Source organism: Candidatus Eremiobacterota bacterium, assembly GCA_031082125.1.
In the GTDB taxonomy this organism is placed as follows: domain Bacteria; phylum Vulcanimicrobiota; class CADAWZ01; order CADAWZ01; family Ess09-12; genus Ess09-12.
This window is the reverse complement of record JAVHLM010000014.1, coordinates 138,257-165,214: the sequence shown is the minus strand read 5'-3', so window position 1 is coordinate 165,214 and position 26,958 is coordinate 138,257. Positions and strand designations below refer to the sequence as shown.

Annotated in this window: 20 protein-coding genes and 1 rRNA gene; 7 read left to right on the top strand and 14 right to left on the bottom strand. The window is 54.4% G+C overall.

Annotated features, from left to right (window positions below):
• Positions 1-903, bottom strand: a 16S ribosomal RNA gene (locus RDV48_16545); the annotation flags it as partial.
• 449 nt (positions 904-1,352) lie between these two features.
• Between RDV48_16545 and RDV48_16540 the strand changes: the two genes are divergently transcribed.
• The 4 genes from RDV48_16540 to RDV48_16525 are packed head-to-tail and all read left to right on the top strand — an operon-like array spanning position 1,353 to position 6,382.
• Positions 1,353-2,510 carry a CoA transferase gene (locus tag RDV48_16540; protein MDQ7824412.1) on the top strand — a complete coding sequence of 386 codons (1,158 nt, stop codon included), beginning with the start codon at positions 1,353-1,355 and terminating at the stop codon, positions 2,508-2,510.
• Between the two features lie 24 nt (positions 2,511-2,534).
• Positions 2,535-3,830: a hypothetical protein gene (locus tag RDV48_16535; protein MDQ7824411.1), complete on the top strand. Its 1,296-nt coding sequence runs from the start codon at positions 2,535-2,537 to the stop codon at positions 3,828-3,830.
• Between the two features lie 12 nt (positions 3,831-3,842).
• Positions 3,843-5,885, top strand: a complete 2,043-nt coding sequence (locus tag RDV48_16530; GenBank protein MDQ7824410.1) for a molybdopterin-dependent oxidoreductase — start codon at positions 3,843-3,845, stop codon at positions 5,883-5,885.
• Entirely contained in the window at positions 5,864-6,382 is a 519-nt protein-coding gene (locus tag RDV48_16525; GenBank protein MDQ7824409.1) for a hypothetical protein, read from the top strand. The genes RDV48_16530 and RDV48_16525 overlap by 22 nt, the downstream gene beginning before the upstream one ends.
• A gap of 5 nt (positions 6,383-6,387) precedes the next feature.
• On the opposite strand, the gene RDV48_16520 is transcribed toward RDV48_16525, so the two are convergent.
• The 9 genes from RDV48_16520 to RDV48_16480 form a co-directional block, all read right to left on the bottom strand.
• Positions 6,388-9,501, bottom strand: a complete 3,114-nt coding sequence (locus RDV48_16520) for an efflux RND transporter permease subunit (protein ID MDQ7824408.1) — start codon at positions 9,499-9,501, stop codon at positions 6,388-6,390.
• A gap of 2 nt (positions 9,502-9,503) precedes the next feature.
• Positions 9,504-10,979, bottom strand: coding sequence for an efflux RND transporter periplasmic adaptor subunit (locus tag RDV48_16515; protein ID MDQ7824407.1), 1,476 nt, complete (start codon positions 10,977-10,979; stop codon positions 9,504-9,506).
• Positions 10,942-12,471: a TolC family protein gene (locus RDV48_16510; GenBank protein ID MDQ7824406.1), complete on the bottom strand. Its 1,530-nt coding sequence runs from the start codon at positions 12,469-12,471 to the stop codon at positions 10,942-10,944. The genes RDV48_16515 and RDV48_16510 overlap by 38 nt, the downstream gene beginning before the upstream one ends.
• Complete coding sequence (locus RDV48_16505) at positions 12,468-13,058, bottom strand: TetR/AcrR family transcriptional regulator (GenBank protein MDQ7824405.1); 591 nt, start codon at positions 13,056-13,058, stop codon at positions 12,468-12,470. The genes RDV48_16510 and RDV48_16505 overlap by 4 nt, the downstream gene beginning before the upstream one ends.
• 127 nt (positions 13,059-13,185) lie before the next feature.
• A complete protein-coding gene (locus RDV48_16500) occupies positions 13,186-13,422 on the bottom strand; it encodes a hypothetical protein (protein ID MDQ7824404.1) in 237 nt (78 codons plus the stop codon).
• A gap of 58 nt (positions 13,423-13,480) precedes the next feature.
• Entirely contained in the window at positions 13,481-14,326 is an 846-nt protein-coding gene (locus RDV48_16495; GenBank protein MDQ7824403.1) for a rhomboid family intramembrane serine protease, read from the bottom strand.
• Positions 14,327-14,494: 168 nt separating this feature from the next.
• Positions 14,495-15,508: a hypothetical protein gene (locus RDV48_16490; protein MDQ7824402.1), complete on the bottom strand. Its 1,014-nt coding sequence runs from the start codon at positions 15,506-15,508 to the stop codon at positions 14,495-14,497.
• Positions 15,509-15,642: 134 nt separating this feature from the next.
• Positions 15,643-16,896: a clostripain-related cysteine peptidase gene (locus RDV48_16485; GenBank protein MDQ7824401.1), complete on the bottom strand. Its 1,254-nt coding sequence runs from the start codon at positions 16,894-16,896 to the stop codon at positions 15,643-15,645.
• An 80-nt stretch (positions 16,897-16,976) separates the two neighbouring features.
• The gene (locus RDV48_16480; GenBank protein MDQ7824400.1) at positions 16,977-17,978 is read right to left on the bottom strand and encodes an asparaginase; all 1,002 of its coding nucleotides are present in this window, start codon (positions 17,976-17,978) and stop codon (positions 16,977-16,979) included.
• 130 nt (positions 17,979-18,108) lie between these two features.
• On the opposite strand from RDV48_16480, the gene RDV48_16475 reads away from it, so the two are divergent.
• The gene (locus RDV48_16475; GenBank protein ID MDQ7824399.1) at positions 18,109-19,488 is read left to right on the top strand and encodes a radical SAM protein; all 1,380 of its coding nucleotides are present in this window, start codon (positions 18,109-18,111) and stop codon (positions 19,486-19,488) included.
• A 2-nt stretch (positions 19,489-19,490) separates the two neighbouring features.
• Here RDV48_16475 and RDV48_16470 read toward each other — a convergent pair whose 3' ends face one another.
• From RDV48_16470 to RDV48_16455, 4 genes are all read right to left on the bottom strand, one after another.
• On the bottom strand, positions 19,491-22,514 hold the full coding sequence (locus RDV48_16470) for a tetratricopeptide repeat protein (GenBank protein MDQ7824398.1): 3,024 nt from the start codon (positions 22,512-22,514) through the stop codon (positions 19,491-19,493).
• A 26-nt stretch (positions 22,515-22,540) separates the two neighbouring features.
• Positions 22,541-23,038 carry a bifunctional nuclease family protein gene (locus RDV48_16465; GenBank protein MDQ7824397.1) on the bottom strand — a complete coding sequence of 166 codons (498 nt, stop codon included), beginning with the start codon at positions 23,036-23,038 and terminating at the stop codon, positions 22,541-22,543.
• Positions 23,039-23,137: 99 nt separating this feature from the next.
• Positions 23,138-23,899: a hypothetical protein gene (locus tag RDV48_16460; GenBank protein MDQ7824396.1), complete on the bottom strand. Its 762-nt coding sequence runs from the start codon at positions 23,897-23,899 to the stop codon at positions 23,138-23,140.
• A 76-nt stretch (positions 23,900-23,975) separates the two neighbouring features.
• Positions 23,976-25,040, bottom strand: a complete 1,065-nt coding sequence (locus RDV48_16455) for a DUF362 domain-containing protein (GenBank protein ID MDQ7824395.1) — start codon at positions 25,038-25,040, stop codon at positions 23,976-23,978.
• 97 nt (positions 25,041-25,137) lie between these two features.
• On the opposite strand from RDV48_16455, the gene RDV48_16450 reads away from it, so the two are divergent.
• Both RDV48_16450 and RDV48_16445 read left to right on the top strand, forming a co-directional pair.
• Complete coding sequence (locus tag RDV48_16450) at positions 25,138-26,268, top strand: ABC transporter permease (GenBank protein ID MDQ7824394.1); 1,131 nt, start codon at positions 25,138-25,140, stop codon at positions 26,266-26,268.
• 61 nt (positions 26,269-26,329) lie between these two features.
• Positions 26,330-26,953, top strand: coding sequence for an ABC transporter ATP-binding protein (locus tag RDV48_16445; protein MDQ7824393.1), 624 nt, complete (start codon positions 26,330-26,332; stop codon positions 26,951-26,953).
• Positions 26,954-26,958 lie beyond the last annotated feature (5 nt).

Sequence of the window (26,958 nt, the reverse complement as noted above, 5' to 3'; positions counted from 1 at the left end):
TCAATTCCTTTGAGTTTCAACCTTGCGGCCGTACTCCCCAGGCGGGGCACTTATTGTGTTAACTGCGGCACAGAAGGGATTAATACCTCCTACACCTAGTGCCCATCGTTTACGGCCAGGACTACCGGGGTATCTAATCCCGTTCGCTCCCCTGGCTTTCGCTCCTCAGTGTCAGAATCAGGCCAGAAAGCCGCCTTCGCCACTGGTGTTCCTCCCGATCTCTACGCATTTCACCGCTACACCGGGAATTCCGCTTTCCTCTCCTGTCCTCAAGAATTGCAGTATCAATGATGAGTCTCCAGTTGAGCCGGAGCATTTCCTCTTTGACTTACAATCCCACCTACGAGCTCTTTACGCCCAGTAATTCCGGACAACGCTTGCCCCCTACGTCTTACCGCGGCTGCTGGCACGTAGTTAGCCGAGGCTTCCTTTGGGGGTACCGTCCCTACTCGTCCCCCCTGACAGGGCTTTACAACCCGAAGGCCTTCATCACCCACGCGGCGTCGCTGCGTCAGACTTTCGTCCATTGCGCAAAATTCCTCACTGCTGCCTCCCGTAGGAGTCTGGGCCGTGTCTCAGTCCCAGTGTGACCGACCATCCTCTCAGACCGGTTACCCATCGCAGCCTTGGTGAGCAGTTACCTCACCAACTAGCTAATAGGACGCAGGCCGCTCCCTCCGCGCCGGAGCTTTACTCGTTATGGGATGCCCCATGACGAGACTATTCCGTATTAGCAACCCTTTCGGATTGTTATTCGCAGCAGAAGGGCACGTTACCTACGTGTTACTCACCCGTTCGCCGCTAAGTTACAATAATATTGCTACCACTGTAACTCCGCACGACTTGCATGTGTTAGGCACGCCGCCAGCGTTAGTCCTGAGCCAGGATCAAACTCTCCGTAAAATTCATCACTCTTTTCGAGTTTGAACCCGCACATCTTGTTTCCTGCTATTTAGTTTTCAAAGATCACGCTCCTTAGATTGCCCATTTCATCGAGGAAATGTGTTCTTTCTTCAGGAGCATTATGTAGTATAGCACACCCCTTTGGGGCTGTCAAGGGGTTTATCTAAAAGAATCGAAATTATTATTTACCCGTAAAAACACTGCTGTAATGAGGTTTTTCGCTTTTCGACAAAATGTTACAAATAAATAGCTTCTTGTTCATTTCCAGATATTCATGGAAACACCGCACTATTCCTCCATCGCACAGGCGCTGCAAAGGGCTTTGGCAAGAAGAGCAGGGACCACCAGGCATGACAGCTTCCACGGCTTTCACAGAGGATAAACTTACCCTTTACCGAATTGTCCTCTCATAGATTACCCCATTCCAGAGGCGCAAGGAGGACATCACAATGCATCACCAAGGACCAATCTCAGGAATTACCATCGTGGATCTGTCAAAAGTTCTGGCGGGGCCCTTTGCCACTATGATATGCGCCGACCTGGGCGCCAGAGTTATTAAGGTGGAACCTCCCGGCAACGGCGATGACTCCCGCCACTTTCCCCCCTTCATCAAAGGAGTTTCAGCCTATTTCGCCTCTATAAACAGGGGGAAGGAGAGCATCGCCCTCAATCTCAAGCAGGAGAAGGACCGCGCCATCTTTGAAAAACTGCTTGAGCGGGCTGATGTAATCGTTGAGAACTACCGTCCTGGGGTCATGGAACGCCTTGGTTACGGATGGGAAGAACTCCACAAGAAGTACCCGCGCCTCATCTATGCGGCCTCTTCCGGCTTCGGCCACTCAGGTCCATACTCGCAGCGAGCGGCTTATGATATGGTAGTACAGGGCATGGGCGGGATCATGAGCATCACCGGCCACCCCCATTCACCGCCAACCCGTGTCGGCACCTCAATAGGTGATATCATTGCCGCTCTTTACACTGTCATAGGTATTGAGGGCGCCCTCTACAGGAGGACTATAAGCGGCGAAGGAATGAAAGTAGATGTTGCCATGCTCGATGGGCAGGTTTCCATACTGGAAAATGCCATGGCCCGCTATTTCGCCACCGGAGAGGTGCCAACCCCCCTGGGGGCACGGCATCCTTCCATAGCGCCCTTTGAAGTATATAAGACCTTAGACAGTCACCTTGTGGTTGCTGCAGGAAATGACAGCCTCTTTGAGAAACTCGCCGCCGCAATGGAGCGGCCCGATCTTGTGGCCAACTCCCTCTTTGCCACAAATCCGGAAAGAGTCGCCAACCTTGAGCACCTCAACAATGAACTGGAACCAATCCTAATCACCAAGACTACCGCCCAGTGGCGCGAGATCCTTGATAAAGCCGGCGTCCCTTGTGGACCCATAAATAATGTAAAGAATATAATAGAAGATCCCCAGGTGCTCTCCCGGACCATGATCATAGAGACTGATGACCCCGTGGCGGGCCCCATTACCATGGCAGGGAATCCCGTCAAGCTCTCAGCCTATAAAGATCCAAAGAAACGCCCCCCTGCCCCTCAGCTCGATGAGAACAGGGAAAGAATTCTTGACGAGCTGGGAGTGAAGGCATAAGATCAGGAGGCCCGGCAGAACACCATGAAGAGTGACCGCAAGCGGGAGATGGCAAGAAAGGCCCTCTTTTTCCTCCTGACTCTCTTACTGGCCCTTTTTGTGCTTGAAGTGAGCCTTAGGTTCCTGGTAAAGCCCTCGCCCGTCTGTTTCGGAACTCTGCTGGGAGGTGAGCTTCCCCCCTTTGTGATTGCCCCCGACAGGATGGCAGAAATCGAGAAGGAGACCCATACCCCTGCCTGGGAAGCCTCCAAAACAGAGATTGCTCTCAGAAAACGCTCACGGGCACCTTTAAATTGGTCGCCCGAAGACTTGAGATCCATCCACAGGGAAGACAAAACTCTCGGATATGTTCCCCAGGAGAACTCCACATCACCCCATGGATGGTGGCATGCCAACAACATGGGAGCCCGTTCCTCACGGGACTGCGGAAGGGAAAAACCCCGGGGGAAAAAGCGCATCCTCCTTTTTGGAGATTCCTTCACCCACTGCTGCAGGGTTCCACTTGAAGAGACATGGCCTTATATGCTGGAAGAAAAAAGCACTTCCCTTGAGGCCCTCAACTTCGCCGTGGAAGGCTACGGTACGGCCCAGTGCTACCTGCGCTACATGAAGCTGAAAAAAGAGCTTGATTACGATGCCGCAGCGCTTGTCACCGTGCCTGGCTGCGACCTTGAAAGGGATATCAATACTTACCGGATCCTCATCGGGTGGCAGGCGCCTAATATCATGCCCCGCTTTCTCCTGAAAAATCAGGAGTTGGTCCTGATAAAGTCGCCTTATGCCGGCAAGGAGCAATTCATTGCAGAAAACAGAGGGCACATTTCGGAAACCCTGAGAAAACATCTCTGCGCCTATGATTCCTTCTATATCCCGGTAAAATATGAAAGCCCCCCCCTGCTTGGGAGCCTCATATCCTACAAACTCATAGCCCGATCATATTTCACCGGCCATGAGAACTCCCTGAGAACCAATATCTTTGATCCAACCCGGGAAGCGGTGAAAGTGACGGGTGAGATTATAAAGGCAATGCGCCGCGAGGTAAAGGGGGATCGTAAGGATTTCATCCTCTTCTTCCTCCCTATCCATGACGAGATAAGGCGCTATAAAAAAGAGCCGGCCTTCCGGAAGAGGTGGGACAATGCCATAAGCGCTCTTGCGGGGAGAGATCTGCAGCCAGTGGACCTGATGAAGCCCCTTTCAGAGCTTGATGAGAGCTCTATTGATACGGGTTATGACGGCAGCCACTATGGCCCCGTGATGAACAGTATCATCACAGGGCATGTCGAGTCGGCTCTTAAAAATATAAAAATTATCCCTTAAGGTGAGGTCGCCATGAGAAATAAAAAGAAGGAACACAGGGCATGCTGCCCGAGGGACTGCTATGACAGCTGCTCCTTTGTGGTGACCCTTGATAGTCTTGGTCAGATAAGCCATGTTCGCGGGGAAAAGGATCATCCCGTGACGAGAGGCTTTCTCTGCCCCCGTGGTGCCAAAGAAAAAGCTCACCTCTCCAGGAACAGGGTTCTCTTCCCTTCGATAAATACAAAAACGGGCAGGGAAAGGGTTTCATGGGAGCAGGCTATGGCGGCAGTAGCGGGGAAAATCAGGGAAACCCTGGAAAACCATGGGCCTGGGGCCCTTCTCCATCTTGATTACGCCGGCAACGGAGGGCTCCTCTCATCGTACTTTCCCCAACGACTCTGGAACGCTCTCGACTTCACAGGTACAGACTACGCCATCTGCAACAACTCCGGGCTTGCCGCCATCTCTCTCCATTACGGGAAATATTACGGTATCCAGCCTGATGAGGTGGTCTCGAGAAAGCTCGTGGTATTCTGGGGATTCAATAGCGCCGTATGTGCCCCCCACTTATGGCATCGTGCACGGGAGGCCCAGAAAAAGGGCGCACTGATAGTCACTGTCGATCCCCGCTTCAGTGAAACTTCACAACAGTCAGACTTTTCCCTTTCCATCAACCCGGGAAGCGATGTGGCCCTCGCCTACGGCATCGCCAGGGAAATCATTGTCTCGGGTACCGCCGACACCAGCTTTCTTTCGCAGCATACGGAAGGCTTCGAGGCATTCAGGGAAGAGGCGATGAAGTGGCCGCCCGAGAGGGTGGCCCGCTTTTGCGGCACACCCATCGATGCCGTAATGAGCCTCGCAGAAGCATACTGCGAGAGGAGACCTTCGGCTACCCTCATAGGGATCGGTATGCAAAAGACCCTGGGAGGGTCCGAGAGCGTGAGGGGCCTTGCCCTCATTCCTCCCCTCCTGGGCCTGCCGCGGGGCTTCTTCTTCAGCAACAGCAGCGCTCACTATATTGATTATCCCTCCATCACAGGGGAGAGGCAGAGAGCAGGGGAAAAAAGGATTACAAGCCAGGTCTCCCTTGCCCGAGGAATCAGGGACGGGAATTTCAAGTTTCTCTTCATCTCCACCATGAACCCCGCCGTGACCCTGCCTGATTCAAAGGCCTTTCTCGAGGGGATATCAAGGGAAGATGTCTTTACTGTTGTTATGGAGACCCATCATACTCTCACTTCACAGCATGCCGACGTGATTCTCCCTTCGGCGGCACATTTTGAAAAGGATGATCTCATGATCCCCTGGAGCCACCGCTTTGTGCGCTTCTCCCCAAAGTTCCTCACACCTCCCGGTGAAGGAAGGACCGAAGTGGAAGTGATGCGTGAGCTTGCAGGGCTTCTGGGATGCAGGGAGGAGTGGCTTTTTGAGGATCCCTTGGAATGCCTCAGGAACGCTCTCTCAGGAGCTTTTGTGACCGGCACTTTTGACGATCTCCTCGCAGGCAAGCTCCTGGAGCTTTCCACCCGGGGGGAAAATGAATTCCAGACGCCTTCCGGGAAGCTCGAGTTTTATTCGCAGGAGGCTCTCCGCCAGGGTTTTTCCCCTCTCCCGAGGCAGCCAGAGCTTAAAGAGCAGGCCTTCACCCTTCTGAACAGCGCCCATCGTCTTTATACCCATACGCAGTTCCAGGAGGTATTCGGCCCCATCCCCCCCATGGTCACTCTCCACCCCGATGACGGAATGTCCCATGGGATAAAAGAGGGCGACACGGTGCGCCTCTCAAATGCTCAGGGCTCCCTCGTGGTGAAAGTCACCCTGTCGCCCGGCCAGCGCAGGGGAACCCTCTGGATTGCCCATCATGCCATTGATCTTGAAGGAAATCCCCTCAACACCCTTACGAGCACAGAGCCCCAGGAAATCGGCAGAGGCCCCACCTTCAATTCCACTGAGATAGAGCAGGTTTCCCTGCAAACCATGAGATTCTCACCACGGGAAGAGAGAAAAACCTTAGAGCTACAGGAGGCACAATGCAAGAAAAGGCTGAAATGCCAACACCGCCTGAGCTGAAAAAAGACTGGTGCTTTTACACCGGCATTACAATGCTTTTTCTTTCCCTTGTCCTCCCCCTTTTCGCTCTTCTCGTCCCCCTGCTCCGTCTGCCGACAGTCCTGGCAGCCCTGATCTCAGGGGCCTTCCTTGTGGGGGGGCCCGAAGTGCTCGCCATCCTTGCCGTGGCCTTCCTGGGAAAAAATACCTTTGATTACTTTATCTATATAATAAAGTCCGGGGTTCTGAAAATACTCTTTCCGGCCACTGTATCGAAAGCGCGTTACTACACGGGCCTGTTCCTCTTTCTCGCAAGCTCCATCCCCATTTATTTTTACGGTTATGCTCCCCATGTCATGCCCCAGGGAATGGCGAGGATCACCATTCTTGCAGCCTCAGATCTCACCTTTTTCGCAAGCATGTTTGTGATGGGAGGAGAGTTCTGGGAAAAGATGAGGCGCATCTTTATCTGGGAAGGCAACCAGAAGGTGGAGCCTCAGACAGAGCAGCAGGCATGAGCCAATTAATCGCGCTTTGCAAGTCCCAGCCTCATCCCGATGTCATCTACGAATGAGTAGAAGCAGGGAACTACCAGGAGCGTGAAGGCTGTCGAGGTGAGAAGGCCGCCGATAACGATCTTCGCAAGGGGCGCGAAAAACTCTCCGCCCTCGCGGAGGCCCAGGGCGAGGGGGATCATGGCAATCATGGTGGCCATGGCCGTCATCATGATGGGCCTGAGCCTCGTGGGACCGGCTCGCAGAATGGCCTCGGCGCGGGGAACACCCTCTTCACGGAGCACAATGATATAATTGACGAGAAGAATGGAGTTTGATACCACAATACCGGTGAGCATGATAAGGCCCAGAAGCACCGTCATGCTGACGGGCTCGCCGCTCAGAACGAGTGTCGCGGCAACTCCCACCAGCTCGAGGGGGATGGCCATCATGATGGTAAAGGGATGGATAAAGCTCTCAAACTGTATGGCCAGGATGCCGTACACCAGGAATATCGCGAGAAACAGGGAGCCGAAAAGGTGGCCAAAGGCCTCGGCTCTCCGCTTTTCTTCGCCGCCGACCTCCCATGTATAGCCATTGGGCAGCTTCTCCTTTGAGAGGGTGGCCTTGATATCTTCTATAACATACTGGGGAGCCCTCCCGGCCGTATTTCCCTGGATGATGACGCACCGTGAGCGGTCCTCGCGCGTTATCTTGCTCGGCGCGCCTGCAACGGTGACATCTGCGAGGGTCCAGAGGGGAACCTGGGTCTCCTTGTCGAGCTTCACGGGGAGATCCTTGATCTCTTCGATGGTGTCGCGATCTGACTCGGGGAGCTGCACCGTGATGTCATATTCCTTGCCTTTTTCCTTGAACTTGCTGATATCTTCAACCTGGTCGCCCTTCACATAGGTGCTCACCGTCATGCCGATATCGGCAAGGTTGACGCCCAGCTCGCCAGCCTTCACCCTGTCTATGACTATCCTGTACTCGGGGCTTCCGGTCCGCCAGTTCAGATCGATATCGGCGGCGCCAGGGACGGCAGCCACCTTTTTTTGGAGAGTGTCGCCAAGCTCCGCAAGAGTAGCGAGATCGTCGCCTTTGATGATGAACTGCAGGGCCGCCTCACCAGTGAGGGACATGGACTCCTGGACGCGGAACGTGGCCCCTGGTATCTTCTGGAGAATGGGGCGCAGCGTGTCCTGAATCTCGAATATGGAACGCTTCCGGTGCTTCAACTCCACAAGGTAGAGGCTTACGCCGCCCTTGCGGGGCTCCTCGCTCCCTGAGCCTCCCGCAAAACTTTGCTGCCCGCTCGGCGACATGCCCACGTCGGCAATGAGATGCTTGATTTCAGGCACCTCCTTTTTAATGAGGGCCTCTGCCTCTTTCACTATCTTATCGGTGTTCTGGACCGAGCTCCCGATAGGCGCCTCGATGGAGATGACGGTCCTCCCTCTGTCCATCTTGGGCGCCATCTCCTTAGGAGTCTTAGCAAATACGAAAAGGCTTCCCAGGAAGAGGCCAAAGGCTATCACAAGCACTATGGCACGATGGTGCAGGGCCAGGGCGAGTGCCTTCCTGTAAAATTCCTCGATGCCTTTCCAGACACGGTTCCATGCGATGAAAATACGCCCAAAGAACCCTGCCTTCGCCTCACTGCCGTTTTCGAGGTCAACGTGCTTGATGACGCGGGCGGCAAGCATGGGGATGAGGAGCACGGCGACAAGCATGGAGAGCAGCAGAGCGGTCATGAAGGTCTTTGAGAGAGGGGTGAAAATCTGCCCCACGATGCCGCTCACGATGAGGAGCGGGAAAAAGACCGAGATGGTGGTGAATGTCGAGGCCATGACGGCCAGGCCCACTTCCTTGGCCCCCTTGATCGCTGCTTCAAAGGGGTTCATGCCCTGCTCAACAAAGCGGAAGATGTTCTCGAGCACCACAATAGAGTCGTCAACAACGCGACCGATGGCAAGAGTGAATGCCGAGAGGGTGATGAGGTTTATCGTGATGTTGCTGAAATACATCATGATGAAGGTGGCCACGATGGAGGTGGGGATTGAGAGGGACACGATGAGGGTGCTCCTGAGGGAGCCCAGGAAGATCAATATGACGATGATGGCAAGTATGGCCCCTTCAATTGCCGTTTCCTTCATCGCATTGATGGACTGCTTCACGTATTCGGACTCGTCATAGATGATATCAAGCTTTGAACCCTGGGGCAGTATTTTTTCGAGGATCGGCATGGAATTGGTTATCTTGTCACAGACCTTCACCACGTTGGCATCGGAGGTACGCCGTATCTGGAGGCTCACGCAGGGGATGCCATCGATTCTTGAGATGCTGCGCTGTTCCTTGTGGGTATCCGTCACTTCCGCGATGTCCCTCATATAGAGCTTGCGGTCTCCGGCCTTTCCCACGTAGATACTGAGAATATCCTCAACGGTCTTGAATTCGCCGACGGTCCTTACCTGGAACTCAAGCTTGTCAGTGGTGATCCTTCCGCCGGGCACGTTCAGGTTCTCCATCTGGATAGTGCCGAGGACTCCCTGGGGCGTGAGGTTGAAGGTCCTGAGCTTCTTTGCATCGACTGCGACTAGAATCTCGCGCTGGTAGCCCCCGGAGACGCTCACATTGGCCACGCCGGGTATCTTTTCAATTTGCTTCTTCAGATCGTCATCGGCAAAGATGCGGAGCGTCCTGAGATCTATCTGGCCGCTCAGGGTAAGTCGCATGACAGGTGACGATGCCGGGTCGGCCTTGATAGCCACCGGCGGGCGGGCATCCTTGGGAAGGCGCATCTTGGCCTCGTCAATTTTTTCGCGTACATCGGCCAAGGTTTCTGTCATGTTGGTGCCGTATTCAAACTCCAGCATCACCAGTGAGACATTGTCCTGTGAGGTGGAGCTTATCTTTTTCAGGTTCGCCACTGAGCCCAGAGAGTCCTCAAGGCGCTTGGTTACCTGCTCCTCCACCTCTTCAGGTCCGGCGCCTGGATAGAGGGTCGTCACGGAGACCATGGGGATATCCAGTTTCGGGAAGAACTCGATGTTGAGCATGTTCCCGAAATAGACGCCAAGGCCTATGAGGGCAAGCATGATAATCGTTACCGCGACGGGGCGCCTTACGGCAAATTCAAACATGGTTAACCTCGGACCACCAGGATTGGTATGTTTTCTTCCAGGGCATCCTGGCCTGTCACTATCACTTCGTCGCCAGATGAGAGGCCATCGGTAATCACGGCCTGCTTCTCGTTCATCGCTCCGATGGTCACGGATCGGCGTTTTGCTAATTTTCCGTGGGCGATATAGACCATGTAAGGCTTGATGCCGGTGCTCTTGCCAATAGTGACAGTGGGGATTCCTTCTTCAGGCGCTTTTTCCGCTTTCTGTCCCGAAGCTTCCAGCAGTGCATTGCGGGGTATCAGCATGCCGGTCACCGTGGGGAGAAGGACTGAAGCGCGGCCGAACATGCCGCTTTTTATAGTCCCCGACTCGTTGGGAATGGCCACCTTGACCCGGAATGATTTTGTCTTGAGATCCGCCGCTGCAATGACAGTTTCAACGGAGCCGATAAAGCTCTTGCCCGGCAGGGCATCCAGAAAAACCTGCACCTTGTCGCCATCCTTTATCTGCTCGATCTTCTCTTCACCGACTTCCCCCTCGAAATTCACTCTCGAGTTATCGACAATCCTCACAAGAGGCTTCCCTGTGGACATTGCGTTGACAATCTCGCCAGTCTCTGTTCCCTTGAAGGTGATATAACCGGAAATTGGCGCCTTGATCCTGCAATTCTCCACATTGATGCGTGCCAGGTCAAGGCTGGCAGCCAATGCTTCAATCTGGGCCTTCGCTCCCTCTATTTCGTCGCTGCGCATCATCTTCTGCGCGGAATTTGCATGGGCGAGCCTTACCGACTCCTCAGCATTTTTTATGAGGCTGAGAGCCGTCTCATACTGCTTCTTATTGGTATTGTACTTGAGCTCGTTGATCTCGAGCTGCTGCTTGGAGATGGCTCCCCTGTCGAAGAGCCGCCTCATACGGTCCCTGTCTATTCTGGCATTCTCCATGTTCAGTTTGATCTGCTCGGAATTGAACTGGGCCTGGATCTTGCCCTGGAGAGCCTGGTTGATCCCCACGCTCACCTGTGAATCCTGGAGCTCATAGCCTGTCCGGGCCTTCGAGAGGTTGGTCCTCGCCATGGCGAGGTTCGCCTCCACAGAACGCATCTGCGCCTGGAGTTCGTCATCCTCGAGCTGTACAAGAAGCTGCCCCTCGCTCACCTTGTCGCCTTCCTTGACAAGAACTTCACGGACCTTGCCGGGTATCTTGGAGTATACCTCGACTTCATGGACGGGAACAATGGCGCCGGTGAATCCTATCGTAGGCTGCATGGTTCCCTGGGATACCTTGAACACCCTCACGGACCTCCCGGCAGGCTCTTCCTTGATCTCAGGGGCATGTGCCTCACCCTTGCACCCTGGCAGGAGCGGGAGAACAATAACCGCGCAGGCGAGCAATGCCCCCCGCAAAAACTTCCAGCGCATTGGTGCCCTCTCAGGCAGCCTTTCCTGGGAAATTATGTCAATACCCTGGGTAGAAAAACTTGGTTTCTCTCGCATATTCCACTCCTTTCACGAGGACGCCCATGTTATGGAGAAGGGCTGACCATGATCTCTGGTATTCACAGTAGGAAGAGAGAAGAGACGCATGGGAGGCCAGGTAGCTCACCAGGGCGTTATCGAGCTCCAGGTAAGTGCCCACACCCTCCCTATATCTTACCACGGCTATATCATAAGCCTCTTTTGACTGGTCAAGGTTCGCTTCGGCTGTCTCCATCTTCTTCATGCTCTCCATCACGTCTATGTGAGCGGTCTTTACCTGCTGGGCGATGTCCCTGCGGAGCTGATCGAGGGCCAGATTCGCCTGGGTGAGAGCCTCCTTGGCCTGCTTCACCCTGGACCATGTGTTCCCGCCGTCAAAAATGGGTATCTGGAGCGCAAGCGTGGTGTTCCATGCAGAGGGAACAGTACCGAAGTTCTCTGTCTGGTAATCGTAGTTGCCGATCAGCACCAGGCTGGGATTCATTCCGCCGTACGCGAGGTCCACATTGACCCTGGCGATATCGACGGCCAGGTTGACCTGAGTCATCTCGGGCCTGTTGTCATATCCGATCTCTGTGGCTTCCTCGACAGGGAGAAGATCATAGACTTGAAAGCGGGGCCTTTTCACATCGAGGGCCGTTGACTGTTGGAGGCCCAGAGTGGTTCTCAACCTGGCCTTGGTGACCTCAAGGCCCTTTACCGCAGTGATGACTGCCTGCTCGGCCTGTTTGATATTCACCATCGCATTGAGCACTTCGAACTTGGGGAAGATACCCTCGTCATAGTGGGCTTTGGCGATGGCATACTGGAGCTTCCGCGCATTGATGGCCTCCTGCGCCACCGCTAAGAGGCCCTGGGTTTCAAAGACGGTAAAGAACTGCTTCAACACGTCAAGGTACAAGTTGGACGTCACACGCTCCACCTCGACGGAGGAGACAATATAGGCGAGGTAGGCCTTTTTCTTGGTATTTTCAATCACCCCGAAATTACTCACCAGGTACTGCGCGTTAAAGTTGAAGTCCGTGATCATGTCTGCGCCGAGCTTAAAGCTCCCCATCCCGGGAATGGTGAGGGTTGGAATGGGCCCCCTCGTGGTGAGGGAATTGTTGGAGGTAAGGGTGGGATTGCGCTTGCTCTTCACCTCGTCTATCCTGTAAGCCGATTCCCTGCTTCTTGACTGCGCCGCTGACACATCATTGCTGTTGGCGAGGGCAATCTTCAGGCACTGATCTATCGAGAGGGCTCCTGTTTTGTCGCCTCCGCCGTATTCCTTGAAAAAGGTGGTAAGGTTGTCGATAAAATGCCTGTTCTCCACATCGAGCACCGTGGGCACCGGCGACTCCCTTGAATCGGGAGGGATGACAATGGGAAGCGGTGAGGCAAAAGGATCGGGCTGGCTACCCTGCGCGGAGAGAGGCACTGCCGCCGACAAAAGAACGATGCACGCAGCCATCACAAATGGCGCCGCAAACTTTGGCAGTGCAGTGCAGTGCGATCTGATGCTTCTCACCGCTTGATTCCTTCCAGGATAGTAGTATAGAGGTGTTTTACCACTTCTTCCTCTCTGAGCTTTAAACCGAAGATGAGCCTGTGGCGGGCAAAGATGTAAAGCATTCCCAGTATGGAAAGGGCTGAGAGATAAGGGTCCACTTCCTTGAAAACCTTGAGCGCCACACCTTCCCTGATCACCTCAGCAATGGCATTGAGAACCTTCATGACATGGCCCCTGAGCTTGTCTCTCACTCTCTCACCAGGCCCCATGATATCCTGCATCAAGATCCTGAAGGTGTCAAAATGAGCCGAATCTGAATAGAGCTCGCCATAGAGCGTCAGCACCACCATGAGCCTGTCAGGGGGCGTGCTCTTCTCTTTCATCTTCTCTTCAAGCCTCACGATGATGGCCGAAAAAATCTCCTCGATAATGCTGAAATAAAGGTTTTCCTTGCTCTTGAAATAATAAAAGAGCATTGCCTTGTTCACCTCTGCCTTATCGGCTATCTCCTGGACCGAGGTGCCCCAGAAGCCCCGCTCGGCAAAGAGTGTCTGTGCCGAGTGCTTTATCCGTTCCTGCGTAGTGGCTGCTGTGTTATGTTTCATGGCACAATGCTCTATTCGATCTTTATATATACCGGAAGCGCCTGGAACTCCCGGCGCTCTTCGACAAAATTAACCAACTGGATAATTAACTTCATTATAAAGGGTGGGAAGTGAAATGTCAAGAGGATTATTTCTTCCTGTCCACGTTGATCTTCAGCGCCTTTATATCCTCGCTGAAGCAGTCAATGATCTCTGTGGCAAGCGACAGGATGTCTTCCCTTTTCATTCCTGCATGGCGGCACATGAAGTAAAACTTTCTGCTCACTTTTTTCAGCGCATGGGACTTTTCCGACTGGGTCTGCGCTTCAATCACCGCTTGAAAAGCGCTTTCAAGAGAGATCTCGGGGGTGGGAACATGGTCCATGGGCTTTTATTGATCTCCTCTCATTGTCTCACATGCGGCTCCTGCCGGGAACATGGCGCTACCGGTACCGCTCCCGGTACTGCTTGAGATCTACCACTTTCTCGTCACGCTCCCTGAGGCGCTCGCTTGCTTTCTGCAGCATGGCATGCTCCTCGCTGCTGAGTGACTGCAGGCCGCTCTTGTTAATCTTATCAAGAATGCTGTCCACGTGCTCCTCCAGGTTATGGTTCTCCCGCGGGGATTCGTCAGTCCTTTGTTCTTTCACCGGCATCACCTTCCGGGCGGTCTTTACTGTCTTGTAATTCCTGGCCGCCGTGTACATCTCCTCAAGCTTGTAATTGTACTTCAGGTAGAGGTAGCCGGTGACAAGGCCCCCTATGTGGGCAAAATGTGCAATGCCGCTCCCTGTGGTGGTGATGGTCACAAAGAGCTCGATTACGGCAAAGAGTATCACAAAGTACTTCGCCCGCATGGGAAAGATGAAAAAGACCAGCACAAGCGCATCGGGAAAAAGCATGCCAAAAGCGACGAGAAGGCCGTAAATTGCCCCGGAGGCGCCGATGGAAAGGCTGTTCCAGGAAAATATGCAGACGAAGAGGGCGGCGCCAAGGCCCGTAATGAAATAATACCTGATGAACTTTCTGCTTCCCATGGCATCTTCCACGGGCCCCCCGAACATCCAGAGGGCAAGCATGTTGAAGACCAGGTGCCCCAGGTTCTGCTGGGAATGGACAAACATATAGGTGAAGAACTGCCACACCTTGAATCCCATAACAGCCTCTCTGGGAGTGAGGCCAAGAAGGCCGGTGAGTTCACCGCCAAGGAGGTAATCAAGGATATAGACAAGGATATTGATGATGATGAGGAGCCTTACCGTCCTGGTAAGCCTTCCGAAGATACCCAAGGAGTCTCAACTCTTTTCATCTAAAATGCTTCCTGTGAGAACTATAGCACAGAAAAGAACCTCTTGTAAAGGGCTCTCGAGCCCTCGGAACCACTGGAATGAAAAGCGGCAGGGTTTCTCTTCCCTGCCGCCCATAGGGCCATCGTGAAAAACCTGTTGCCGGGGGTCTCAGTCCAGGATCACGTCAGTGGAGCCGAGCTGCGTTGCTTTCTCATGGGCCCGCAGCGAATAGATGGGACAGCCCTTGATGACATAGAGGCGGGCCAGTATATCATATATGACAGGGTTCTGGGGGTCCTTGTCCTTGATCTCGTCGCATAGATGGAGAAGCTTATCCCAGCATGTATATTGAGAGTAAAGGATGAACATCTCCGTGTAGGCAATGGAATCGAACTTGGGATCCTTCTGCTTGAGGCGCTCGAACTCTTTCTCCCTGCTGAGTACATCGCGTGCCTGGTAGAGGGTGAGAATCTTGAAGGGAGTCTTGCGCACAAGCAGGTCATTGGACTTGGTGAGAACCTGCCAGTAGTAGAGCCCCGTGCCCTTGGTGAGGCTGGGATCGCTGTAAGGATATTTGAAAGTAGGCTCCATTGACTCCTTCTCATACTTGAACACATCGTTTTCATCGAAGAGCTGGAGACGGTAGGGAGGCGTCTTCAGATCATACCAGTAGAACACGGGAGGGAAGGTCCAGTTCTTTACCCACGACGACGCGATCATCTTCTCCCTGTCCTCTTCACCAGGATCATTCACATTCTTGTAAAAATCCTTCCGTAGCTTGTTGAACATCATGTAAGGGAGCTCTCCATCGGAGGTGCTTGCCCGGGGCTTGAGCTTGTCCACTGTGCCGTTATAAGGCGATATGTTCCTGAAGGCAACAGTCCCCTCGGCATTCTCCCTGGCCACTTCCATGTGGTCGTCAAAAAAGTAGATGATGGAGAGCTTTCCCCCCTTGCCTACCCTGAACTTGGTCTCGGGGGGGAGAAGGTCCAGAAGGTAGCACTTGCGCCATTCCTGCTTCGGAAGCTGGATCTCCACATTGTCAAAATTGGTTGCCACGATGGCTACGGGGAGGTTTTCGTCAAGGTCCCGGGCAATCTTGGCTGAAGCCCCTCCCGGGGAGAGCGCTACGGCAAGAAAGGCCAGCAGCACCGCCAGGGACAGGAAACGGAATATTCTCATTGTGTTCACCTCTCATTCAATGATTCTTGAGCCGGGGTATTTCTTTCTCCCCATAAGGTTCTTAAAAAAAGAGAAAATACCTGCTTGCACGGTATTTTCTCTGAAAACCGATCTCAATAAGGCGAAACCCTTCCTCAGCTGCTGAGCTTCCCGAGGGCCTCATCCCACTTCGTATCCTGGGAAAGCTTGAGCTCCTTGTATTCATCTGAAGGAGCCGACGGGTACGAGGGGAGCTCTATGGTGAGGCCATGGGCTCCCTTATGGGCTGCTGTGTGCTGCTCCGCGATGACGGCAGTGCCAATCGCCTCCATCATTGACTTTGCAGCGGTCTTGAGCTCTTCATCCTTGACATCCTTGCTGTTGATAATCCTCTCTGCAAAATCGAACTGATCCTTGAAGCCGTACCAGGATTTTGTGGATTTGATGATGTTCCGAAGGGTCTCCCTGGGAGTAGCGGTGGCCATCAGTTTGTCGGCAAAGGCATCGGTAGCTGCTGCCACGTCCTTCATCTTCGAGAGATCGACGGCTGAGAGTGTCGAGAGGCTGTGCTGAAAACCTTCAGCATCCTTGATGATCTTCTTCGCCACTTCCTCGGGGGTGATGTCGAGCTTTTCCCTCAGTGCCCTCTGGAGGTTCCTGAGGCTTTTCTGCGTTAATATCTGCGGATAGGGCCACCCGTCGGCACCCTCGGTATTCTCTGACGCCACCATGAAGCCCGCTGAGTCTTTAAGTTCATATCCCACCTCTGACGTCGCCATCAGGCAGGCATCAAATCCCACGATATCGAGCTTCTGCCCCCCTTCTTTCGCGGCATCCTCAAGAGCCTTATTGATGTCCCTGGTCTTCATCCATCCGCCATGGGAGTCATCCTCGACGGCGCCGGGCCACCCGCCGCCGTGATCGGAGATGATTACCATGTAGTGCTCTGCCGGATAATTTTTCATCCCCCATGAGATGAAGTCAGTGAGCGTCTTGGGATCGGCCATATTGACCTGGCCCATATCATTGAGCACCGGTGAATTGAGGTTCTTGCCGTCACTGTCATTATTGAGAAAATAACGATGACATCCCGGCCACGCACCGCTCATCGACGAGGGATTTTTCCCGCGATCGAGCTGCAGCAGCACGTTGGTGTTCTTGTCTGATCCCACCGATTCGAGATCAATGGCATCCTGGAGAAGGGCATCCTCAAGGTTATTGTCGGCGGCCGAGTAAAGCATGACGGTCCATTTTTTCTTTTCCACGCCGGGAGTACCGTCATCGGGGGGTGCCTCTCCAAGGCTCACCGTGTCGCACGATGCTCCTTCATTCTCATGAGCCTGGGGGGCCGGCATTCCCTGGGCCCTCTCAAAATATGGTGAATGTCCCGCGGGCTGAATCTGGGTCATTGATAATGCACCTCGCTTACTTTAAATATACTCCTATTATATCTTTTAATGCCTGCCGGGGGAATTGACAAAATGTAACATTATGGCCAGGAAAACTCCTTGGTGATGTTGGTGAGCATGAGATCCCTCACTTCCCTCTCATGGGCGGCATTCCCCAGGACCCACATGAGCTTTACAAGGGCCGTTTCAGGGGTCATGTCATGAGCCATGAGGGCTCCCATCTCCTTGAGAAGCTTCCCCGAGGGGTAAAGATCCTCGGCCGACCCCATCTCGCACTGCGTGGCCACCACAATAGTGACTCCGGCCTCTATGGCCCTCCTGATGCCTGGCACAAGGCCCTGGGGCCCTATGGGAAGATTTCCCGTGCCGTAGGTCTCAAGGACAATCCCCCTGGAGCCTATTGACACGAGGCCGTCAATCGCATCGTTTGAAAGAGAGGGGAAGACTTTGAGCAGAAAAACTTCTGTCACAAGCCGGGGTCTCAGCAGGGGGCGGGCCTGTGAGCGGTGCCGCGCGTCCCTTGAGAGGCTGAGGCGGACGCCGGCCGTCCCCAGGGGATCATCAGAAAAGGACTTGAAGGCGTTGATGTCAAAGCCGCTTATCTTGCGGGCCCTGTTGCCCCGCAGAAGCTGGGTGCCGAAAAAGATGCAGACCTCGGCAATGTCCATGAGGGCATATCGCACGGAATTGATGAGGTTGTTTCTCGCGTCAGTGGCAAGCCTGCTCGCCAGCGGTATCTGGGAGCCGGTGAAAATGACGGGCTTGCCCAGGTTCTGGAGGATGAAAGAGAGGGCTGCCGCAGAATAGGCCATGGTGTCGGTGCCGTGGAGGACCACAAAGCCGTCATAATCATCGTACCGTTCATAGACAAGCCTTGCTATCTCGACCCAGTTGGAGGGCTTCATCTCTACGCTGTCAATGTTGCACACCTGGCAGGCATCTACCAGGGCAAGGGACTTAATCTCAGGGACAAAATCCAGGATCTCCCGGGCCGTGTGGAGCGACGAGAGGGTCTCCGAGTCCATCGCAATGGTCCCGCCGGTAAATATCAAGAGCACTCTGTTCCCGCACTCGTCCCTCATTGGGGCTCCTCTCCGCAGAATGGCTTCCTCACGGGAGAGTATTCTCCAGGTCTCACCTCTCTCCTTCCCGGGCGGGAGCCTGCAGGTTTTCAGCGCTTTTAGTGAGAATTTAACGTCAGGGCCATCTCATATGAAAATATTGCTAGTCGCGCTTGATATCAACGAGGAGACCGTCCAGGAGCTTGCCACGCCTTTCGGCCTCATGTACCTCGCGTCATACCTCAAGTCCCGATGGAAAGGCAAGCTTGAGATCTCCCTCATTGACGGAGCACGTGATGATATCCCCGAGGAGGCGGACCTTATAGGTATCTCCTCGATGTCCCGGTCATACCGGAGAGCCTGCGCACTTGCCCGGAAAGTGAAAGAGAGGAGAAAGATCCCCCTTATCGTGGGAGGCTCCCACATCACGGCCCTGCCCCATACCCTCGATCCTTCCTTTGATATCGGGGTGAGAGGTGAGGGCGAGGCCACCTTCCTTGAGCTGGTGACCCTCCTCGCGGAAAGGGGGAGCTTCATCCCTGAAGACCTGGCAAAAATCAGGGGGATAGTCTTCAGGGAAAAAGAATCTTTGAGGCTCACGGAAGACCGCCCGCCCCCTCCCTCCCTCGAAGAGCTTCCTTACCCCGACAGGAGCCTCTGGGATCTCACCGGGAGGGCGAAATACCTCTTGAGCTCGAGGGGATGCCCCTTTGACTGCGTCTTCTGCGCGATAGCGGGGAGCCGCTACCGCTTTGCGCCGGCAGATTATGTCCTCAAAGAGCTGGAGAGCCTTTACCAGGCATACAAGCCGCCACAGATTGTCTTTCAGGACGATCTCTTCACGGTAAACCCATCCAGGCTCAGGGCCATTGCCGAGGGAATCGAGGCCAGAGGCCTCAGCAGGAAGGTGGCTTTCGCCGTTTCACTCAGGGCGGACTCAATAAGCGAAGAGACTCTGAGGCTCCTCAGAAAGATGAACGTGGCCCGGGTTTTTATGGGCATAGAGTCTGGCTCCGAGGGGATGCTCCGCTATTACAAGGCAGGCAGGATAAGCGTTGAGGACGTGCAAAGGGCCCTGGACCTCTGCCTGAAATTCGGGATACCAGTAGAAGGCTCCTTCATCATAGGCGCTCCCCGGGAGACGCGGGAGGACCTTCTCGCAACCTACAACTTCATTTTTCAGAACTACAAGCGCGGGGCCCTCGACGGGGGAAGCATAAACATTCTCACGCCCTATCCCGGAAGCCATGTCTGGGAATACGCAAAGGCACGGGGGATTGTAAGTGACACAATGGATTTCTCCCTGCTGAACATGACGCTCAACACCTTCAACCCTTACACCTGCCTCTATCTGAACGAAATAATCCCCCTTGAGGAGTTCATTGAGTACCTGGAGATTTTTGAGGATCTTCACTTCACCATCATCCAGAAGAGCTACAGGACCCTCGGCAAGAGCTATGAGAAGCTCTTCTTTCAGAGCAGGCTTGACAGAAAGCTTCTCGAGAGATTCAAAAAAGAGAAAAGCCCCTAGCTTCAGGCAGGTGAGGAACAGGAATCGCAGAAGAAGGCTCCTTCCCCAAGGATCGTCTCTGCAGGCGACAGGCATCTTTCCAGCAGCATGGGAGAGGTGAGGTACTGAGTGCATCGCTGACAAAGGGGCCCGAAATGGATAAGGGACAGTTCCATCCCCGGTGAAGCCGTGATACAGGGGCACTGAAGCGTCGATGCGACGATCCGGCACAGAAGGCCCGCCTTTTCTTCATACCCTTTCTCAAGCCGGGTGAGCACGATGAGACGGGGGGAAAATAGCTCATGGTAGAGAGCCAGGCCCATCACCCCGGTCCTGCCGCCGGCGAACCTGTCGGGAAAACTTCTTGTGATATCGAAATTCTCCCGCTCCAGAGAGCCCATCTCTGCGAGGAGGAGAGTGTTGGCTCCCAGGATGCGGTCCCACGGAAGCTCAAGAGGCTCGGGAGGTGCTTTTGCCAGCAGCACGCTCCTGTCACGCCAGTAGATAAGGAGGTTGACAGGCCTGTATTCCTGTCCCCCGCTTCCGGCTCTTCCAGGGAAAGCCACCATTGAGATATCACCGTCATATATGCAGTACTGAAGAGAGGGAGAAACATCAAGAATATGGAGGGTCTGCACAAAGTCCCTGTACCTCGCGATAATCCCAGAGAAGGCTCCGAAGACCTCCGGGGTAACAAAAAGATCAAGCTTCCGGTAAGGAAGGTCCTCCCTCAGTGAATAGCCTGCCTGGAGGAGGCGCTGGGCTTCGTCAAAGCCTTTCTCCTTATCGCGAAGCAGTGTCATGACCTTGTGGCCGGCAGCGAGAAATTGCTCGTGGCGCACCTTGGCCTCCCGCATCCCGCGGGCCCTGGAGAGGGCGCTCAGCAGCATCTCAAGTGCGGAGGCTGTCTGGTTCTCCGGTGATGTCACCACCACTGCATCTATGTCACGGAGCGAAAAAGGCCCCCCTGAAAATGAATGTCCCGCGGGATTCACAAGGATGCCCCGGGACCCGGCCCGCAGAAAGTATCCCTGCCCCTCCAGGACCGCAAGAAAGGGGTCACTCTCGGATGCCGGTTCCTCAGAGTCTGCAGCGGTGGCGATAAATTCACGCTCATGCTCCCCATCCCTGCTCTTCCTGGCCCTCTCCTCTATCTCATACTTCCAGAACTCGTTCAATATGTTGTTTACCAGCGCCTCATGGAGCTCTTCCCCGGTTTTCTCCTCTCCGGTACTGGCCTGGGTTTCTTTTCTCTTGTAGCGGCGGAGATATTCATATTTAAACTCAAAGAAGGGGCGCCTCGCATCAGAGGAAGGCAAGGCCTTCAGAACCCTGTAGATAAGGCGCGCGGCATCGTCATACTCCCCGGCGAGCTCAAGGGTCACGACTTTCTGCATCATCACCTCGACGTTCTTGGGGTGCAGTTCCAGGCTCCTGTCAAAGCATGCAATAGCCTCACGGTAAAGCATCCTCCTTGCGAGAACCTTCCCCATCTCAGCGAGGACCGCGGCATTCCCGGGGTCGCGCTGATAGTATCTTTCAAAGGATGCAGAGGCCTCCTCCCAGAGTTCACATGCCGCAAGTGCTCTTGCCTTTGCGAGAAGCGCCGGGGAATGGCCCTCGTTGAGCTCCAGGACCCTGTTGAAATGTGCGAGCGCTTCTCTGAAACGGTGGGTCTCAAAAAGAGAGAATCCTTTGAGGGAGAGCACTTCCGGGTTATTGGGCGAAACAAGCAGGGCTTCATCAAGCACGGCGAGTGCCTCCCGGTAGCGCTCCTCCTTGAAGAGGGAGTACCCGAGATGGTGGAGGGCTGTCATATCCTGAGGAACTTCCCTGAGAACATGCCTGAAGCATTCCTGCGATTCCTTGAACCTCCCGAGCTTCTCCAGGGAGAGGCCCTTGTGATAACGTGCCTTCACGTTCCCGGGAACTTTTCGAAGGACCATGTCGAAGGCTTCAATGGCCTTCTCAGGCATACCCAGATAATAGTATGAGAAGCCTTTCTCCAGGTAAAGCCCGGGCTGATCGCTGTCAATCCCGAGGACCTTGTCTGCCTCCTCAAGGGCTTCTCTCCAGTTGCCCAGCATGTTAAGGGAGCTCACTTTGCTCACTAAGGACTCGAGGTAGGATGTGTCAATCCGTATGGCTTCCTCAAAGCTTGCAAGGGCCTTTTCATGGTCGCCCATCTTTGTGAGAGACTCGCCTCTGCTCTTCCAGGACTCCTTGGAGTATGGATCTGCCGCTATGCAGATCTCAAAAAGCTCTATGGCTTCAGGGTGGTTTCCCATTGCGGCGAGTGCAAGACCCTTGTGGTAGAGAATCGTGTAATTCTGGGGTTCCAGGGTAAGAACGCTGTCAAAATACCTGAGGGCCTCGTCGGAATTTCCCAGTTTCTGGCAGAGGATGCCCATCCTTCCGAGGAGGGCCGGATTTGAGGGCTCCACCGCCCTTGCCCGCCCATAGGCCTCAAGGGCTTCATCATGATGCTCCAGGTCATCGAGCACGATCGCAAGGTTGAGCAGTGCCATAAAATTCCTGGGTTGCCCGGCAAGCACATGCTCAAGCCCGTCGAGGGCGAGGTCATGAAATCCCATTCTGCGGAGTACGATGGCTCTCTCAAGGACGAGGTGCAGGTTTTCAGGCTCCCTGCCGGCGAGAGAATCATAAACGCCGAGCGCACCGCGGAGGTCACCCAGCGCAGCCAGCAGTGAAGCCCTGTGCATCAGGGACCTCAGGTGTGATCCGTCAATGGCAAGGGCCTGGTCAACAAAGGCAAGGGCCTCATGGAACTTGTTCAGCTTCGCGCTGCATATGCCCGCATCGAGGAGAAAAACGGGGTTCTGGGGTTCAAGATCAATGGCTTTTCTTATCTTGAGGAGGGCGTCATCAAACAGCCCGTTGATGGCATTGAGCTTCCCCTCAAAAAAGAGCTTGTAGTGATAATCACCAGAGTCTCTCGCCTGGCGGATAAGCTCCTTGCATCTGAATATGGCTTCATCCTTACGCCCGATGGCATCAAGGTCGTTATTCAATGCCGGATAATCCATAACTCTCCTGTGGCAGGTGAGGGGGGCTACTCAAAATCTCTCTTGTCAAGCCCTTTCAGAAAATCACTGGGCTTGAGATTTTCTATGTATTTCTTGAATTTCTTGAGATCCTGCTCTTCCGCCGACTTGTCAACGACGGTCTCTTCAAGCACAATCCTCTCAGACACGAAGATAGGGGCATTGGCCCTCAGCGCAAGGGCAATGCTGTCGCTGGGGCGGGCGTCAATCTCTATGGTCTTGCCCTCCATCTCCAGGACTATCTTGGCATAAAAGGTATTGTCATGGAGATCGTGGATTACTATACGGTTGACTGTGGCCTTGAGCGATTCTATGATGGACTTCATGAGGTCGTGGGAAAGAGGGCGGGGCACCGGTGTTCCTTCAAGGGCCAGGGCAATGGCTGTGGCTTCAAAGGGGCCTATGAGGATGGGAAGATAGCGCTTCCCTTCAAAATCCCTCAGTATCACCACGGGATCATGGGTGAGGAGATCGATGCCCAACTTGTCAACCTTCATCTTTCTCATGATTAAAATCCTTTTCCAGTAATTTTCACCGCAATAGACCCTACAGAATCCATCTTTATATATCCCGCCGGAAATTCCTTCTTTTTTGCCGGCGGGGTGCTATTTGAGCGACTGCCTGATGTCATTTGCAAGCACAAGGAGCTCTGCCAGGTCGATTTTGTACTTTTTTTGAAAATTCATCAAGGCGGTGACCAGGCCTGTGACCTGCTCCTTTGAAACACCATAGTCCGTTGCAGGGTCCCCCGTTTTTTCCGTCTGTGCCTTCGCCCTTTTGTCGATGACGGAAAGGCCCATATCAGAGAGGTTTTCCACTATGGGCACAAGGTCCTGGGCAAGAATTGCGTGGGAGCGCGAAAAAGTCATGAGCCTTGCAAAGATCTTCTGCATGTCCTCACCCGAAGGCCCCTTGGCCGGTGGGTCTGAGCTCTTCTGAAAGCTCATCACCACTGCAGTCACATCCCTGCCGAGGGCCAGGACATCTTCACCTGTGATCTTGTATCTGCCCATGAAGCCGCCAAGATAGGTAAAGAAGTCCTTCACTCCCTTTTGCGCCGTGGCAAGGTTTGCCGTTGAGGTGCCCTGCTTCTCGCCGTAATCTGCGATCAGAGTCACGAGTTTTACCGCTTCGCCACCGAGAGATTCTATATCGGCATCGGAGAACTTGTATTTCTTATAAACGCTGTCTATCGTTGCCGAGAGCGTTTCAAGGAGGCGCGAGTCAACCTGGTCACCCGCGGCCTGCTTGAACTCTTCAAGCATCATCTTGTTCTGCCCCTCCGCACAATATCCCGTCCCGGGAATAAGAAAGAGCGAACAGGCCATAATAACAGAGATGGCAGCTCCTGCAAGAAAAAGTCTCATTTTGTCACATCCTTTCACCAATTTCTGGAGATATTACGAAAAAAGGGCCTCCCCTATTCCATTGCCTCTCCTTCCCTCAGGGTTCAATCCTTATGAGCTCGAAGTCGGTGGTGCCCCCGCCGAGCCTTTCGGCCTCACTGACATGCAGGCGGGGGTCAATGCCATAAAGGTCCTGAAAAACCGATGCACGCTCCCCGGCGAGAAAGGCCTGATCACATGCCACAAGGTCATGGGAGGCAAAATACCCGATGTCGCCCATCACTAGCCTTCCGGGGGCTTCGATACAGTCGCAGTGCGCCGAGATGTTCATCGCCACGTTCAGAAACGCTTTCTTCTCCCCGAAGCGCTCCACAACAGCGCAGGCCGACGATGCAATGGCCTTCCCCAGATTCTCAATGCCCACAAGGGCTATGGCTCCTTCCGGACAGTAATCCATGCATATGGTGCAGCGCATGCAGAAGGGGCTTGTGTTCACCATACGGCCATCAACGACCTGGGGGAAGTGCCAGGGGCACTCCTCATTGCAGCGCCCGCACCCGTTGCATTTCCCGCTTTCGAAGGTGGAGGAGACTTTCCTGTGGAGAGAGAGCTTCGTCTGCCTGGTGACACATCCCATTCCCACGTTCTTGACGGCCCCGCCGAATCCCGTCATGCGGTGGCCTTTGCAGTGGCTCACCACGAAGAGGAACTGGCACTCGGCAAGGATATCGGCCATCAATATCTCCTCGGCAATCCCCTTTCCCTTGAGAAGGATGCCCCTGCTCCCGCCCAGGCCGTCACCGCAGATAAATGGCGCCCCTGTAGTCGAGAGGCTGAATCCCTGGAGATTGACGGTCCGGTAGTACCCGAGCCCCGTGGCTCTCGTGCATAAATAGAGCGCTGTCGTGTCCATGAGGAAGGGATCGCCTCCCCTCTCCTTGATGGCATCAAGGACAATCCTCAAGGTGAGAGAATCGACATGGTAAGGATTTCCCAGTTCTCCGGGGTGGAATTTCACCGCCACCACATCGCCCCTGCTGAGGGAGGAAAGAACACCGCTCTCGGCAATAAGGCGCTTGATGCCGAGAATCCTGTTCCTGGTGGGATGGGACTCGAGAAAATGCACTTTCGCCATGGGAACCCGCTTTCCGGTGCAGGTCACTACCCTGCCACCTCACTGATCAATTCTTTTCTTTACCGAGCCTCTCCTTTAAAGGTCAAGGGAGGTTTTATGGGCGGCAGTCTCGAATCTGCCTCTGATGGATGAGCTTTACGATGCCTTTATCAATGCCCGAAGAAGGAAATTGCGCTCTTTTCTTGCAATTTCCGGCGTGGCAGTGGGCATATTTATGTTCATCGCCGTGGGCTCCATCTCCGAATATTTTCACGAGCTCTCGGCCTGCTTCAGGAGGACCTTCTCGGGGAAGCTCTTTCTCTGCGAAAAGATGAGCTTCTGGGCAGGAGGAGGCCTCATTTCCGAGACAAAACTCTCCCTCATTGACGCTATACCGGCCATCAGGACCTCCATCCCCCTGCTGATCGGGCGAATTGATCCCCAGGAGCTCTTCACCCTCGGGATGCCTCCCACGCTGGTAGGCATTCCGCCTGACAAGGCCCCCCTCTACCTGGACAGGGCGCCCCTCGCCGAGGGGCGCTTCCTCATGCCTTCGGACACCGAGGCACTTGTGGCCGGTTATGACGTAGCCACCCGCTACCGCCTGAAAACCGGTGAACCCTTTCTCGTGCGGGGCAGGAAATTCACCGTGAGGGGAATTCTCAGGAAAACCTCCACCCTCATTGACAGGCAGGCTCTGGTTCCCCTCTCCGCAGCTCAGGAGAGCCTTGGGCGCCCCCACCTCTTCACCAGTATCATCATTATCCCCAGAGATAATGAGACCGCGGAAAAGGCAGCCGGGGACCTCAGGGCGCTCATCCCGTGGGCCCTGGTGATCTCGCCGCAGGAGCTCCAGAAGGAGATAGATGAGAATATGGCCTACTGGGAGCTCCTCACCATGGTGCTCCTTGTCCTTGCAGGGATAGCATCTATGCTCTGCGTATCGGTGATAATGGTAATGGCCGTATCGGAGCGGACAAGGGAGATCGGCCTCAAGAAGGCCCTCGGTGCTGAAAACAGCCATATCATCAAGGAACATCTTGGGGAAGTATTTCTCATATGGGCGGCGGGATGGCTCATGGGAACCCTTTTGAGCCTCACCCTCATCACTGTTTACCACCACCTGCCGCAAAGCTGGAGCATCTCAATCTTTCTCGTTACGCCGCGCCTTCTGGCCATTTCACTGCTGTGGACCTTCACTGTCGGTATAATCTCCGCCCTTGTTCCCGTCAGGCAGGCCCTCGCCATTGATCCGATAAAAGCATTGAGGCAATGAGCTGATGAACCTTCTTACCTGTTGCGGACTCCGAAAAACATACCGGCGGGGGCCCCACACCGTGGAGGCCCTCAAGGACATTTCCCTTTCCATAGAGAGCGGCGACATCATTGGCATCCTCGGCCGCTCCGGGAGCGGCAAGACCACGCTGCTGAACCTCCTCGCCTTCCTGGACAGGCCTTCGTCGGGGACCATCACCCTGAAAGGGAGGGAGATAAGAACCGAGAACCCTGCCCTCCTTGCCAGGGAGAGAAGAGAGCACATCGGCTTCATCTTTCAGCAGTTCAACCTCATTGCTCACCTCACTGCAGCGGAGAACGTGGCATTGCCTCTGAAGTATTGCGGCATACCAAGGCGAAAAAGGATGGAGCGGGCCTGTGAAATGCTTGAGATGGTGGGAATGGGTCATCGCACCGACTTCAGATGGGGCGAGCTTTCTGGAGGTGAGGCCCAGCGGGTGGCAGTAGCAAGGGCTCTGATCAATAGGCCGTCGCTTCTATTTGCCGATGAGCCCACTTCAGAGCTCGACAATGAGAATTCCGAGATTCTTCACCGCCTGATTGCCAATCTGGCAGGCACCATGGGAGCCGCCGTGGTGATCGCCACCCATGACCCCGCCATCGCCACCTGCACCACAAGGCTCTTCACCATCAACGACGGGACCCTGGAAAGCGGGCAGGGCTGATCTGG

Excerpts from the sequence above, each read along its gene's own strand:
- RDV48_16460 (MDQ7824396.1), bottom strand. The coding sequence starts at position 23,899 with ATGAGACTTTTTCTTGCAGGAGCTGCCATCTCTGTTATTATGGCCTGT.
- RDV48_16480 (MDQ7824400.1), bottom strand. The coding sequence starts at position 17,978 with ATGAGGGACGAGTGCGGGAACAGAGTGCTCTTGATATTTACCGGCGGG.
- RDV48_16465 (MDQ7824397.1), bottom strand. The coding sequence starts at position 23,038 with ATGAGAAAGATGAAGGTTGACAAGTTGGGCATCGATCTCCTCACCCAT.
- RDV48_16470 (MDQ7824398.1), bottom strand. The coding sequence starts at position 22,514 with ATGGATTATCCGGCATTGAATAACGACCTTGATGCCATCGGGCGTAAG.
- RDV48_16490 (MDQ7824402.1), bottom strand. The coding sequence starts at position 15,508 with ATGAGAATATTCCGTTTCCTGTCCCTGGCGGTGCTGCTGGCCTTTCTT.
- RDV48_16475 (MDQ7824399.1), top strand. The coding sequence starts at position 18,109 with ATGAAAATATTGCTAGTCGCGCTTGATATCAACGAGGAGACCGTCCAG.
- RDV48_16505 (MDQ7824405.1), bottom strand. The coding sequence starts at position 13,058 with ATGAAACATAACACAGCAGCCACTACGCAGGAACGGATAAAGCACTCG.
- RDV48_16535 (MDQ7824411.1), top strand. The coding sequence starts at position 2,535 with ATGAAGAGTGACCGCAAGCGGGAGATGGCAAGAAAGGCCCTCTTTTTC.
- RDV48_16525 (MDQ7824409.1), top strand. The coding sequence starts at position 5,864 with ATGCCAACACCGCCTGAGCTGAAAAAAGACTGGTGCTTTTACACCGGC.
- RDV48_16540 (MDQ7824412.1), top strand. The coding sequence starts at position 1,353 with ATGCATCACCAAGGACCAATCTCAGGAATTACCATCGTGGATCTGTCA.
- RDV48_16515 (MDQ7824407.1), bottom strand. The coding sequence starts at position 10,979 with ATGCGAGAGAAACCAAGTTTTTCTACCCAGGGTATTGACATAATTTCC.
- RDV48_16500 (MDQ7824404.1), bottom strand. The coding sequence starts at position 13,422 with ATGGACCATGTTCCCACCCCCGAGATCTCTCTTGAAAGCGCTTTTCAA.
- RDV48_16520 (MDQ7824408.1), bottom strand. The coding sequence starts at position 9,501 with ATGTTTGAATTTGCCGTAAGGCGCCCCGTCGCGGTAACGATTATCATG.
- RDV48_16450 (MDQ7824394.1), top strand. The coding sequence starts at position 25,138 with ATGGATGAGCTTTACGATGCCTTTATCAATGCCCGAAGAAGGAAATTG.
- RDV48_16485 (MDQ7824401.1), bottom strand. The coding sequence starts at position 16,896 with ATGACCCAGATTCAGCCCGCGGGACATTCACCATATTTTGAGAGGGCC.
- RDV48_16530 (MDQ7824410.1), top strand. The coding sequence starts at position 3,843 with ATGAGAAATAAAAAGAAGGAACACAGGGCATGCTGCCCGAGGGACTGC.